The organism is Pseudomonas sp. LBUM1658 (assembly GCF_059716055.1).
Map to the genome: position 1 here is coordinate 4,546,705 of NZ_CP166798.1, position 11,884 is coordinate 4,558,588.

Below are 11,884 nucleotides of genomic sequence, written 5' to 3' on the forward strand. Positions count from 1 at the left end.
GTTCTAATGCACTGTAAGTCAGATCACCCAAACAGGCGCAGTATGAATTGGCCTACACCGAGCAATACCTTTCAACAGAATCGACAAATGCGCTGCCGCCAACAACACTCGGCAGTTTGCACCAAGGCACAACGCCACTACTGACCCCCGATGTATTGCATTTCATGTACAGCGTGCGGCCCGATCCCTACACCTTTTTGCTTCCCTCAGTTCAAAACTCGCCACCCACTGCCATCTGGCACTATACTTTCGCCATATGGCGCGAGCGAGGTGACCACCTATGGCAGTCCAAGGCGAAGTACATCATTACCAATCCCAAGATCCAACGAAGCCCCTGCAGTTGCTGTTTGGCAGCCGGCCACCGCATGCGCGAAGTGCTTTCGAGGTTCATGAGCTGATTGAAAGAGGGTTTCCTTCAGACGCAGTGATCAGCTTCGTTCAGTCGGTCGCTCGCTTCAAAGACAAGCAGGTCTTCGGCAAAATCATCGGCCTTTCTGATCGCACCGTGCAGCGGCGCATCAAGAATCCTGAACCACTCACGTCCGAGCAGAGCAGCAGCGCTTGGCGCTTGGCCAAGGTATTGAGCAAGGCTGAGGGCGTGTTTGGCGACCTCCAGGAAGCGGCGAACTGGATGGTGACGCCTGCGCTGGGCCTGGAAGGCCGCGCTCCAATCGATTTGCTGACCACGCAGGTGGGCTTTGAGCTGGTCGATGACTTCCTGACCCGTATGGACTATGGGGTTTATTCTTGATGGTCTTGGCGCCTGGAAGTACGGAACTCTGCCTCTGGCGTCTTGACCGCAAAGAGCATGCCGCGACCTGGTTCAGTGGTATTGGCGCAGAATTGGGCGGTGGTCGCTGGAACTCGAAGGGAATCAAAGCGGTTTACAGTTCTGCTGATCCCTCGACGGCAATCCTCGAGGTTGCGGTCCATAAAAGCTTCCGCGCCCTCGACACTGTCCCCCATGTCCTGACTGGCGCGCGCATCCTCGATCTGTCCCGGGTGCACCGTGTGACTCCAGACGATGTCCCTAACCCGAACTGGCTGGTGCCGGGCACGCCCAGCCTTGGCCAACAGCAATTTGGCGATGAGCTTCTGGCGCAGCACCCCTTTATCCTGATTCCATCGGCGGTCTCTCGACACAGCTGGAACATTGTGATGAATCCGGATCTGGCTGAAGGGCTGTATGAGGTCGTGCGGCAAGAAGGGTTCGCGCTCGACACACGCTTGAATCCGCCAACCCACTGAGCTGATCAAGATCTCGGTTGCTCAAAGGCCGCTAACCGTCACTTTATTTGAACCTGTGCCCCATTTCGGCATCGTATTTATCGATACCGCGCCCCGCCTTTCAAACGCCTGTTTTCAGGTAGTTGCCGCTGGGGCCGTCGAGATGCATACGCACCCTTGAGTGGCTGTCAGCGCTCGGGTAATGTCAACAGACCCACAGGACAGAGCACGCTTATGACTTCCAAGCTGGATCAACTCAAGCAGTTCACCACCGTTGTTGCCGATACTGGCGATTTTGAAGCTATCGCTCGGGTCAAACCGGTGGATGCCACCACCAATCCTTCGCTGCTGCTCAAGGCCGCGGCCATTCCAGGTTATGCCGAGTTACTGAACGCCTGTATCAGCGACTGCAAGGGCGATCTCGGTCTGGCCAGCGATCGTTTTGGCGTGGCGGTCGGGCAAGAGATTCTGAAGGTGATTCCTGGGCGTATTTCCACTGAAGTGGATGCACGCCTGTCGTTCGACACTGACGCGGTATTGAAGCGCGCGCATCGTCTGATCGAGCTGTATGACAAGGCCGGTATTGGCCATGAACGCGTACTGATCAAGGTCGCTTCCACCTGGGAAGGTATCCGCGCTGCCGAGCAACTCGAGCGCGAAGGTATTCAGACCAACCTGACCCTGCTGTTTTCCTTCGCCCAGGCGGTTGCCTGTGCCGATGCCGGGGTGTTCCTGATTTCGCCGTTCGTGGGCCGGATTTACGACTGGTACAAGAAGAGCAGCGGTACTGACTACACCGGCTCTGATGATCCGGGCGTGCAGTCGGTCACTCGCATCTACAACTACTACAAGGCCAATGGCTTCAAGACGGTGGTCATGGGTGCCAGCTTCCGCAATCTGAACCAGATCGAGCAGTTGGCTGGCTGTGATCGCCTGACTATCAGCCCGGATCTGCTGGAGAAACTCGCTGCGGACACTGGCAAGCTCGAGCGCAAGCTGGCCCCAGGCAACGCTGGCGAACCCCGTCAGAGCCTGACCGAGAGTCAGTTCCGCTGGGCTTCCAACGAGGACGCCATGGCGACCGAGAAGCTGGCCGAAGGTATTCGTCAGTTTTCCCGCGACCAGGAAAAACTCGAAGCGTTGCTGCAAGCCAAGCTCTGACCCACACCTGGCCCATGCAAAAAGGGCGAACCCTCGCGGGTTCGCCCTTTTTTATGCGCTGAAGCCGGCTACGGTCATTGACGCTCGAGGGCGTTCACCAGGTCGTGGAAGGCTTCGCGGTTGGAGTCGTTGAGGCCCATGAGGATCTTGTGCGCTTCGAGCACTTTGATCCGCACCACTTCTTCCGACTGATCCTGGGATGGCAAGTCGGTCAGGCTTTCCGGGCATGGGATCGGGCGATCGACGATGTTGAACACCTGATCGAAGCCCATTGACTGCAAGAGCCGGGTGATGTCTTCGTGGGTGGTGACAACTGTCGGCAACAGGCCGACCTTCTGCCGCGAAAGGATCGACAGTTTGGCCAGCAGACCCAGGGTCGTGCTGTCTATGCTGCGGGTTTCGGTCAGATCGATCACGATCGCTGTAAAATTCAGCGAGGTGAAGATCTTCTCGATAGTCGCATCCAACGCCGAACACAGGGTCAGGCGCACTTCACCGACGAATTTCAGGACGAATGTGCCGTCCTGCTCGGCGAACTGGATTCTTCCAGTACTCATTAAAGATTCCTGCTCAACACCAACAGGGCGATATCATCCGGCATCTCCCCTAGCGTGGCCAATCCAAATACCTGCCGCAGACCATCCAGGCTGCCGCCCGCCGATCTTACCCGTTCAGGTAAGGCGGCCTCTTTCTCTTTGAGTGTCTGCTCGGGCAAAAGGTCCAGAATGCCATCGGACATCAGCGTCAAACTGAATGTCGGCGGCAATTCCATCACATGATCCTCGTAGGTGGCTTCGTTGAACAAGCCCACCGGCAGACCACGCCCTTCCAGATAACGAACACTGGTCGGGGTGTATAACACAGGCAAAGGCAGATGACCGCCAATGCTATAGGTCAACAAACCTGTCTCCTCGTCGATGACTCCACCGACCATCGTGACATGTTTGCCTAGCTTACAGCTGATCAGGCCACGGTTGATATGACCGAGGACTTCCGAAGGCTTGAATTCCGGCAAGGTGCCGTTGCGCTTGGACTCGAACAACAACCGCGTGGTCATGAACTTCAATAGGACGGTGACGAATGCCGATGACGCGCCATGGCCGGATACGTCTGCCAGATAGAACGCTACCCGACGCTCGTCGACCCGAAAATAGTCGACGAAATCACCGGAGAGGTACAAAGACGGGATGATCTGGTGTGCGAACTGGAATTCGTTGATCGTCCAGGGGCTGACCGGCAGCATGTTCATCTGCACCTGGCGCCCGGCGTTCTGGTCTTCCTGCAACAGGTTCAGGCTGGCTTCGAGCTCACGGTTGGCGGTTTCCAGCTTCTCGCGGTAGCGCTGGTTCTCCAGCAGCAGGCGCGCGCGATCCAGGGCCCGGCGCACAGAGTGCTCGAGCACGGCCAGGTCTTCGAGGGGCTTGATCAGGTAGTCCGCCGCGCCGAGACGCAGTGCCTCGACCGCGTCATTCATGACGCCCGCGCCAGAAACAACGATCATCGGCGTTTGCGGGGACAGGTCGGTTACCTGACGAATCAGTTCGAGTCCGCCCATCTGTGGCATGCGCAGATCGCAGATCACCAGATCGGGCTTTGCTTGCTCGAATACCTTGAGACCCTGCTGGCCATTGCTGGCCTGAAGGACACTGAATCCGCTGTCTTCCAAATAGGCCGCAAGGCTCGCGCGCACTACTTCGTCGTCGTCGATTATCAGCAGTGTGGCACTGGTTTTCTGCATGTGGGCAAACGGCGCCAGAATAAGGTTGGCGTAGGTGGGCGAGGCTTGGGCCGGGCTCACGCTACTGGATTCGCTTTCTAGCCTCTCTGAGTCGCAACCGTCGGAGCTTATTGCCCTATTTGTGCGTTATCAGAGGTGCCCTTCTAAGGCGCAGACGGTACTCCCATCCGCGGGTCGTTTCAAGCTCATGCCGATGGTCGCCTGACGTCTTTACATCGCAAATGACCGGGAGTTATAAGAACAGGCACAACCGTAACGGAATCGAAGGATAGAGACCATGGGCCAAAACGATCGTGACTACAGTGAAAAGCGCGACTTCATCCGCATGCGGGTGGATGCTGAAATCACCCTGATCCATGCAGGTTTGGTGGTAACGGCGGTCTGCGTGGACCTTTCCAGCAGTGGCATGCAAGTGCAGGCGCAGCGTTCATTCAAGGTCGGTGACCGGCTCAGCGTGCGCATCGAGTCCGAACATGCGGCACTCGCAGGGCTGGAAGCCGAGACCGAGGTGGTCTGGGTCAAAGAGGCTCAGAAACTTGGGCTTACAATCCTCTCAATGAATTGATCCCGGACAAAAACACAGAAGGCGGCCCATTGGCCGCCTTCGTTGTTTGCAGGGTTCGGTTTTAAAAGTCGTCTTCGACCTGACCGTCCTTGACCTTGAATTCGCGGTTTTGCAGGTAGGCATTGCGAATGAATACGTATTTGTCGCCGCTGATCAGCTTCTCGCTCGACAACAGGCTGGCACGGGTGTCGATGATACTCATGCCGATTGCCATGTTCCGCGCCGGGATGTTGTTCATGTAGCGGTACGGTTGGGTGTAACTGTCTACATACTTGGAAGGCGCGTCACGCAGGGTACTTGGGCCCAGGAATGGCAGCATGACGTACGGACCGCTGCCCGTGCCCCAGTAGCCGAGGGTCTGACCGAAGTCTTCGTCGTTGCGCTGCAGGCCCATTTTGGTCCCGACGTCGAAGAAACCGAGGAGACCGAAGGTGGTGTTGAACATCAAGCGCGCCGTGTCGACTCCCGCCGCCCGGGGTTTGGCCTGCAACACATCGTTGGCCAGGTTGCCGACGTCACCGACGTTGCGGAACATATTGTGGACGCCGTCTTCAAGGAACTGCGGCGTGATCGCCTGATAGCCTTGCGCCAGGGGCTTGAGGGCATAGGTATCCAGCAGATCGTTGAAGCGGAAAATCGGCCGATTGACACTTTCCCAAGGATCTTCTTCCGTCGCTGCCTGGGCAACAAACGGAACCAGCATAACGCTGGCACACACACATAGCTGAGCCAGACGATTGCTCCAGCGCATAGCAAAAACTCCTTGGATGTTCTGTCACAGGGACCAGGCCCTGGCGAGATGGGCGCTAGTATAAGTCGGATCGCCTCTATTACGCAGCATTCGCAGAGACGCGTTGCTGCGAACCCGGTTTCGCCTCAGCCGATTCATACCGATGTCATTCAACTGTCATCGGCTATGACTAGTCTGAGAGGCATTTCAGGGATGTTGATATGCCGTACGCCGAAACCTTACCCGTAGCCGCTCCAGCCTTGACCGCCGTGCTGTTTGGCCTCAGTGGCTGCCTGGTCGATTTCGGCGCCCGTACGCGTCAGCACAACCCCGATCAACCGCCCCACGAGCCTGCCAATGCCACCCCGGGCGCGCTGGACATCCTGCATAGCTTGCAACGCCAGGGCGTCCCCTGCGCCTGGCTGGATGAGCTGCCGCCGGGGGTCAGCCACGATCTCGCGGCCTCGCTGCCGGACTGGATCAAACCCACCCGCACCGCCGAAACCAGCCGCCAATGGCCGGCACCGAATGCCTGCTGGCAGGCGCTGATGGCGCTGAATGTCGAACGCCTGGATGGCTGTGTGCTGGTCAGCGGGGAGCCGCGCCTGCTGCAGGCCGGTCTCAACGCCGGGCTCTGGACCATCGGCCTGGCCTCCTGCGGCTCGCTGTGCGGGCTGGCACCCAACGAATGGCAGGCGTTGAGCCAGCAAGCGCGCGAGCACAAACGCGGCAAGGCGACGCTGCAACTGTTCGGTCTCGGGGTGCATTCGGTGATCGATCATCTGGGCGAACTCGATACTTGCCTGGCCGATATCAGCCTGCGACGCCTCAAGGGGGAAAAGCCTTGATTTGATCAAGATCATGCACTTGGCGATGGAGTGGATTACTCTAAGGTCAGGGAATGGATCTTTAGCCTGCCGTAGTGGTCCATCCCTGTGCCTATCAATAAAGGGAGAACGCCATGCCTGCCCGCGACCTGCAAAAACAACTCGATACCCTGCGCGAGCAATTGGAGCAGAACCCACCGCTTTCGGAAGCGGAACGCGCCGATCTGCAATTGCTGATGCAACAGATCCAACTCGAGATCGAAATCGAGAGAAAAACCCAGGACACCAGCCTGGCCGATGGCGTCAACCTCGCCGTAGAACGCTTCGAAGTCGACCATCCAGCAATTGCCGGCACCTTGCGCAATATCGTGATAGCGCTCGGCAACATGGGGATCTAAGCCCCCCCGAATACAAAAGCCCCGCTCTTTGAAGCGGGGCTTTTTTGTTTTTGGAAGCAAGATCAAAAGATCGCAGCCTGCGGCAGCTCCTACGCCGACCGCGTACATCCGCAATCTCGGGGGTAAACGCAAATCCCGTAGGAGCTGCCGAAGGCTGCGATCTTTTGGGAGCACCGCATTCCTCAGGCCTTACTGGCGAACCAATCTGAGGTTAGGCAACTCCACCGCCTCAGTACTGCGATACGGATTGATATCCAGCCCACCCCGGCGCACATAACGTGCATACACCGTGAGTTTCTCCGGCTTGAGCAGCCGTTGCAGGTCGAGAAAGATCCGCTCCACACACTGTTCATGGAAGTCCGCGTGCTGACGGAAGCTCACCAGATAGGCCAGCAGGCTGGCGTGGTCCAGCGCTGCGCCGCGATACTCCACTGCAACGCTGCCCCAGTCCGGCTGGCCGGTCACCGGGCAATTGGATTTGAGCAAATGGCTGTGGACGCTCTCCTCGATCACTCGCGACTCGTCGCAGCGCAGCAGTTCCGGGCGCGGCTGCTGGTAATCGCTGACACTGACATCCAGTTCATCGATGCACACCCCCGGCAACCCGGCCACACCTTCGGCCTCGACTTCGCTCAGGCTGCGAATCCGCACGCCCACCGGTTTGCCGGCTGCAGCCGACAGGTCGGTTTGCAAGGTCGCTTCCAGGCTTTGACGATCGGCGAACGGCGTCTGGTTCAACGAGTTGAGGTACAGCTTGAAAGACTTTGACTCGATGATGTTCGGCGAGTCCGCAGGAATGCTGAACTCGCCGATGGCCACTACCGGTTTGCCGGACGGCAGCAACCAGGAAAGCTCGAAGCAGTTCCAGAAGTCCACGCCCTTGTAAGGCAGGGTTTCGGCGCTCAAGCCCAGTTCGGCCCATTTCGCCGCACGGGGGATCGGAAACAGCAGAGACGGGGTGTAGGTAGAAATGTATTCACTGGACTTGCCCAGCGGCGAATGTTCGGCTGCGGGATGCATGGCGGGAACCTGACTAAATAAACCCGACAAGTCTATCAGCCTTTGCTCCCGCTTTTGAGCGCCAGGCGCTTACTGGCTGACGTTCAGCTTGCCGACCATGCCTGCCTGATAGTGGCCGGGGATGTTGCAGGCGAACTCCAGATTGCCGGCCTTGCTGAAGGTCCAGGTCAATTCAGCGGTTTTGCCCGGCTCCACCTGCACACTGTTGGGGTCGTCATGCTTCATGCTCGATCCATGGGCCATGCCGGCCTTTGAGCCGTGGCCCATTGCCGCGTGATCCATGGCGTCCGGGGATTTTGCTGCAGTCTTCATCGCGGTCGGGGTCAACATGCCGCTCTGCTGCATCTGCAGCATTTCCTGCTGGTGCCTGGCATGCATTGCCGCATCGCCCAAGTTGAACTCGTGCAGCAACTGGCCCTTGTTGATCAGCACAAAGCGCACCGTCTCACCGACCTTGATCTCCAGCGACTTGGGGCTGAAAGTCATGTCGCCCATCACTACTTCGACCGTGCGCGTGGCTTTCGCCGCCGGCGCCGACGCGCCGAAGCTGTAGGTATGCGCTGGCGACGCCCAGACGGGAAAACTCAACGCCAGCAGGCAACCGGCAAGCACCCGTCGAATTCGCAAAAACATAGTCACACTCCAGCAAGATAAGGTTCAGCCTGTGGGACACTTTAAAGCCGCGCCGCTGCCAGTCAGCTGACTGCTAGATTACAACTTTGTCAGGTTGCAACCCATCTCGGCCGGCCAAGGTATAAAGCTCCCGTCCGTTTGCCATGAGTCGCCCATGAAACTGCTGATCGTCGAAGACCAACCGAAAACCGGACAGTACCTGCGTCAGGGCCTGAGTGAGGCGGGTTTTAACGCCGAACTGGTGGCCGATGGCACCACCGGCCAACACCTGGCGCTGACCGGCGATTACGCACTATTGATTCTCGATGTGATGCTGCCCGGTCGCAACGGTTGGCAGATTCTGCAAGCCGTGCGCAGCGCTGGCCTGGACATGCCGGTCCTGTTTCTGACCGCCCGCGATGCAGTGGAGGACCGTGTGCACGGCCTCGAACTGGGGGCCGACGACTACCTGGTCAAACCCTTCGCCTTCTCCGAACTGCTTGCCCGTGTGCGTAGCCTGTTGCGCCGCGGCAGTGCCACAACCCAGGAAACCAGCCTGCAACTGGCCGATTTGCGCCTGGACCTGATCCGCCGGCGGGTCGAACGCGGTGGCCAGCGCATTGACCTGACCGCCAAGGAGTTCGCCTTGCTGGAGATGCTGTTGCGCCGTCAGGGTGAAGTACTGCCCAAGTCGCTGATTGCCTCGCAAGTCTGGGACATGAATTTCGACAGTGACACCAACGTCATCGAAGTGGCGATTCGACGCTTGCGCCTGAAGATCGACGATGACTTCCCCAACAAGTTGATTCATACCGTGCGCGGCATGGGTTATGTGCTCGAAGAGCGCCCGGTCTGATGCGCCGGCTTTCTCTGAGCAGTCGCCTGGCCTTATTGTTTGCCGCCTGCACCGCGGTGGTGTCGTTGCTGGCCGGGGTGCTGTTCAGTCGCGCCAGTGAGGGGCATTTCATCGAGCTCGATCAGCAACTGCTCGACAGCAAACTGATCGCCCTGCGCAGCGCTCTGCAAGGCGCCGACGACCCGGCCCGCTTCGCTGAACGCAAAGCCCGGTTGCAGGATGAACTCAGCCACCAACCGGACCTGTCGCTGCGAGTCAGTGCAGCAAATGGCAGCGTCTGGTTCGACAGCTCAAGCGCCCTGCCCGCCGATTTACCGAGCGCACCCGGCCTGCATAGCCTGCACAGCAGCGGCACCGCCTACCGGGTCTACAGCGCCGCGCTGGATCCGCAGAAGCCGGACTCGCCAGTGCTGAGCCTGATGCTTGATATCACTCACCACCAACACTTCCTGCAACGCATGCAGCACTTGATCTGGTTGACGGTCGGTTTGTCGGCGCTGGCCACTGCACTGCTCGGCGCCTGGGCGGCGCGCAGCGGTTTGCGCCCGCTGCGACGCATGAGTGAAGTTGCCGCCAGTGTGTCAGCCAGTTCGCTGACCAAACGCCTGCCCGAGGATCAGATGCCGGCCGAACTCGCCGAACTGGCCCACACGTTCAACGCCATGCTTGGGCGCCTGGATGATTCGTTCCAGCGGCTTTCGGCGTTTTCCGCCGACATCGCCCATGAACTGCGCACGCCGCTGTCGAACTTGCTGACCCACACCCAGGTCACCCTCACCCGCCCTCGGCCGCTGGAGGACTATCGCGAAGCGCTGCACAGCAATCTCGAAGAGCTGCAATGGATGGCGCAACTGGTCAACGACATGCTGTATCTAGCCAAGGCCGATCACGGTTTGCTCACCCCCAAACGCGAGCCTTTGCAGCTGGCGGATGAGGTCGATCTGCTGCTGGAGTTCTTCGCCCCACTGGCGGAGGACGCACGGGTCAGCCTGACCCGTGAAGGCAGCGCGAGCTTCGCCGGAGACCGCAGCATGCTGCGTCGCGCCCTCTCCAATCTGCTGGATAACGCCCTGCGATTTACCCCGGTGCAAGGTCAGGTGAGCGTGCGGATTGCCGATACCGCACAAGGCCCGAGTCTGAGCATCGAGAACAGCGGGGACGGGATTTCCCAAGCGTTGCTACCGCGACTGTTTGATCGTTTCTATCGGGCCGACCCGGCTCGCCGTGAAGGCAGCAGCGAACATGCAGGGCTGGGGCTGGCAATTACCCAGTCGATCATCCGCGCCCATGGCGGGCAGATCCGCTGTGAGTCGGAGCCTGGGTGGACGCGGTTTGTGATTGAGTTGCCAAGGGTAGATTGATGCCAGCAGGATCGGCCCCATCGCGAGCAGGCTCGCTCCCACATTAGATCTGCGTCGGACCACTAAGATGTGAACGACATAGATCCACTGTGGGAGCGAGCCTGCTCGCGATAGCGGTTTATCTGCTTACGAATATCTCAGCGCATCCGCCGGCTGGATCTTCGATGCGCGCCAGGCCGGGTATACCGTGGCCAGGAAGCTCAGGATAAAACCTGCGGAGCAGATCAGCGCCACATCCGCGCCTTGCAGCTCGGACGGCAGATTGCTGACGAAGTACACATCAGAACTGAAGATGTGCTGACCACTGACCCGCTCCAGCCAACCCACCAGTTCGCTGACATTCAACGCCGCGATCACGCCAAGGATTCCGCCAATCAAGGTACCGACTATCCCGATCACTGTGCCCTGAACCATGAAGATCGCCATGATCTGCCCGGGAGTCGCGCCGATGGTGCGCAGGATCGCGATGTCCGCGCCCTTGTCGTTCACCACCATGATCAAGGTGGCGATGATGTTGAAGGCCGCCACAGCAACGATCATCAGCAACAACAGGCCGATCATGGTCTTTTCCATCTTCATCGCGCTGAACAGGCTGCCTTGGGTGTGGGTCCAGTCATCGGCCTTGTAGTCAGCCCCCAGGCCGCTGGCGATGTCGCTCGACACCTGTGGCGCGGCATACAGATCCTTCACCGCCAGGCGCACGCTTTGCACCTGGTTCGGTTGCCAATGCTGCATTTGCGCGGCGTCGGCGAGGTGAATCAGCGCCATCGAACCGTCGAGTTCGGCACCGACCTTGAACACCCCGACCACATTCAGCCGCTGCATGCGCGGCGTGATGCCACCGGGTGCCGAGCTGATTTCCGGGACAATCAAGGTCAGTTTGTCGCCGACATTCAAGCGAAAGCGCCGCGCGGTGATTTCACCCAGCACCACCCCGAACTCACCGGGTTTCAACGCATCCAGGCGACCCTGGACAATGTGCTGGGCGACGATCGAGACCTTGCCTTCCTGCGCCGGGTCGACGCCGCTGATCTGGATCGGCTGCATCGAACCCTTATAGGACAGCATGCCCTCCATCTCGGTGAACGGCACTGCAGCAGTCACTTCGGGGTTCTTCATCGCGGCGGCGGCCACCGGCTGCCAATCATCGATCGGGTTGACGCCGACGATGGTCGCGTGGGGCACCATGCCGAGGATGCGCGAGCTCATCTCACGCTGGAAGCCGTTCATCACCGACAGCACCACGATCATCGCCAGCACACCCAGGGCGAGGCCGATCATCGAGGTCATCGAGATGAACGAAACAAAGCGATTGCGGCGCTTGGCGCGGGTATAGCGCGTGCCGATAAAAATCGATAACGGTCTGAACATTCGCTGGGGCACCGTATG

Annotated in this window: 14 protein-coding genes; 8 read left to right on the top strand and 6 right to left on the bottom strand. The window is 59.2% G+C overall.

Annotated elements, in window-relative coordinates; translation table 11 throughout:
* The first annotated feature begins 280 nt into the window (after window positions 1–280).
* The 3 genes from ACA064_RS21035 to tal all read left to right on the top strand — a co-directional run bounded on the left by ACA064_RS21035 (window position 281) and on the right by tal (window position 2,388).
* On the top strand, window positions 281–751 hold the full coding sequence (locus ACA064_RS21035) for an Xre family toxin-antitoxin system antitoxin (RefSeq protein WP_497669846.1): 471 nt from the start codon (window positions 281–283) through the stop codon (window positions 749–751).
* Window positions 751–1,248 (top strand): RES family NAD+ phosphorylase, encoded by a 498-nt coding sequence (locus ACA064_RS21040; RefSeq protein ID WP_497674296.1) that lies wholly within the window; start codon window positions 751–753, stop codon window positions 1,246–1,248. Before ACA064_RS21035 ends, ACA064_RS21040 begins: the two co-directional genes overlap by 1 nt.
* A 213-nt stretch (window positions 1,249–1,461) precedes the next feature.
* Entirely contained in the window at window positions 1,462–2,388 is a 927-nt protein-coding gene (tal, locus tag ACA064_RS21045) for a transaldolase (protein ID WP_497669847.1), read from the top strand.
* Between the two features lie 74 nt (window positions 2,389–2,462).
* On the opposite strand, the gene rssC is transcribed toward tal, so the two are convergent.
* Window positions 2,463–2,945, bottom strand: coding sequence for an anti-sigma factor antagonist RssC (gene rssC, locus ACA064_RS21050; RefSeq protein ID WP_497669848.1), 483 nt, complete (start codon window positions 2,943–2,945; stop codon window positions 2,463–2,465).
* A complete protein-coding gene (rssB, locus tag ACA064_RS21055; protein ID WP_497674297.1) occupies window positions 2,945–4,126 on the bottom strand; it encodes a two-component system response regulator RssB in 1,182 nt (393 codons plus the stop codon). Before rssB ends, rssC begins: the two co-directional genes overlap by 1 nt.
* 277 nt (window positions 4,127–4,403) lie before the next feature.
* Here rssB and ACA064_RS21060 point away from each other — a divergent pair, with 277 nt between their 5' ends.
* Window positions 4,404–4,691, top strand: a complete 288-nt coding sequence (locus ACA064_RS21060; protein WP_497669849.1) for a PilZ domain-containing protein — start codon at window positions 4,404–4,406, stop codon at window positions 4,689–4,691.
* A gap of 61 nt (window positions 4,692–4,752) precedes the next feature.
* On the opposite strand, the gene ACA064_RS21065 is transcribed toward ACA064_RS21060, so the two are convergent.
* Window positions 4,753–5,442, bottom strand: a complete 690-nt coding sequence (locus ACA064_RS21065; RefSeq protein ID WP_497669850.1) for an MlaA family lipoprotein — start codon at window positions 5,440–5,442, stop codon at window positions 4,753–4,755.
* 200 nt (window positions 5,443–5,642) lie between these two features.
* Here ACA064_RS21065 and pcrP point away from each other — a divergent pair, with 200 nt between their 5' ends.
* Window positions 5,643–6,269, top strand: a complete 627-nt coding sequence (pcrP, locus tag ACA064_RS21070; protein ID WP_497669851.1) for an HAD superfamily inactivated hydrolase PcrP — start codon at window positions 5,643–5,645, stop codon at window positions 6,267–6,269.
* A 113-nt stretch (window positions 6,270–6,382) separates the two neighbouring features.
* Window positions 6,383–6,646 carry a DUF4404 family protein gene (locus ACA064_RS21075; RefSeq protein WP_497669852.1) on the top strand — a complete coding sequence of 88 codons (264 nt, stop codon included), beginning with the start codon at window positions 6,383–6,385 and terminating at the stop codon, window positions 6,644–6,646.
* Window positions 6,647–6,835: 189 nt separating this feature from the next.
* Here the strand turns inward: ACA064_RS21075 and queF are convergent, their stop codons facing one another.
* Entirely contained in the window at window positions 6,836–7,666 is an 831-nt protein-coding gene (gene queF, locus ACA064_RS21080; protein ID WP_497669853.1) for an NADPH-dependent 7-cyano-7-deazaguanine reductase QueF, read from the bottom strand.
* A 69-nt stretch (window positions 7,667–7,735) separates the two neighbouring features.
* Window positions 7,736–8,299, bottom strand: a complete 564-nt coding sequence (copI, locus tag ACA064_RS21085) for a copper-resistant cuproprotein CopI (RefSeq protein ID WP_497669854.1) — start codon at window positions 8,297–8,299, stop codon at window positions 7,736–7,738.
* Window positions 8,300–8,453: 154 nt separating this feature from the next.
* Between copI and ACA064_RS21090 the strand changes: the two genes are divergently transcribed.
* Window positions 8,454–9,134 (top strand): heavy metal response regulator transcription factor, encoded by a 681-nt coding sequence (locus ACA064_RS21090; RefSeq protein WP_497669855.1) that lies wholly within the window; start codon window positions 8,454–8,456, stop codon window positions 9,132–9,134.
* Complete coding sequence (locus ACA064_RS21095) at window positions 9,134–10,495, top strand: heavy metal sensor histidine kinase (protein WP_497669856.1); 1,362 nt, start codon at window positions 9,134–9,136, stop codon at window positions 10,493–10,495. Before ACA064_RS21090 ends, ACA064_RS21095 begins: the two co-directional genes overlap by 1 nt.
* Window positions 10,496–10,621: 126 nt before the next feature.
* Here the strand turns inward: ACA064_RS21095 and ACA064_RS21100 are convergent, their stop codons facing one another.
* Window positions 10,622–11,866 carry a lipoprotein-releasing ABC transporter permease subunit gene (locus tag ACA064_RS21100; RefSeq protein WP_497669857.1) on the bottom strand — a complete coding sequence of 415 codons (1,245 nt, stop codon included), beginning with the start codon at window positions 11,864–11,866 and terminating at the stop codon, window positions 10,622–10,624.
* Between the last annotated feature and the right edge of the window lie 18 nt (window positions 11,867–11,884).

Bases quoted from the DNA above. Each gene is read 5' to 3' on its own strand.
- ACA064_RS21035 (WP_497669846.1), top strand. From the start codon at position 281: ATGGCAGTCCAAGGCGAAGTACATCATTACCAATCCCAAGATCCAACG.
- ACA064_RS21040 (WP_497674296.1), top strand. From the start codon at position 751: ATGGTCTTGGCGCCTGGAAGTACGGAACTCTGCCTCTGGCGTCTTGAC.
- tal (WP_497669847.1), top strand. From the start codon at position 1,462: ATGACTTCCAAGCTGGATCAACTCAAGCAGTTCACCACCGTTGTTGCC.
- rssC (WP_497669848.1), bottom strand. From the start codon at position 2,945: ATGAGTACTGGAAGAATCCAGTTCGCCGAGCAGGACGGCACATTCGTC.
- rssB (WP_497674297.1), bottom strand. From the start codon at position 4,126: ATGCAGAAAACCAGTGCCACACTGCTGATAATCGACGACGACGAAGTA.
- ACA064_RS21060 (WP_497669849.1), top strand. From the start codon at position 4,404: ATGGGCCAAAACGATCGTGACTACAGTGAAAAGCGCGACTTCATCCGC.
- ACA064_RS21065 (WP_497669850.1), bottom strand. From the start codon at position 5,442: ATGCGCTGGAGCAATCGTCTGGCTCAGCTATGTGTGTGTGCCAGCGTT.
- pcrP (WP_497669851.1), top strand. From the start codon at position 5,643: ATGCCGTACGCCGAAACCTTACCCGTAGCCGCTCCAGCCTTGACCGCC.
- ACA064_RS21075 (WP_497669852.1), top strand. From the start codon at position 6,383: ATGCCTGCCCGCGACCTGCAAAAACAACTCGATACCCTGCGCGAGCAA.
- queF (WP_497669853.1), bottom strand. From the start codon at position 7,666: ATGCATCCCGCAGCCGAACATTCGCCGCTGGGCAAGTCCAGTGAATAC.
- copI (WP_497669854.1), bottom strand. From the start codon at position 8,299: ATGTTTTTGCGAATTCGACGGGTGCTTGCCGGTTGCCTGCTGGCGTTG.
- ACA064_RS21090 (WP_497669855.1), top strand. From the start codon at position 8,454: ATGAAACTGCTGATCGTCGAAGACCAACCGAAAACCGGACAGTACCTG.
- ACA064_RS21095 (WP_497669856.1), top strand. From the start codon at position 9,134: ATGCGCCGGCTTTCTCTGAGCAGTCGCCTGGCCTTATTGTTTGCCGCC.
- ACA064_RS21100 (WP_497669857.1), bottom strand. From the start codon at position 11,866: ATGTTCAGACCGTTATCGATTTTTATCGGCACGCGCTATACCCGCGCC.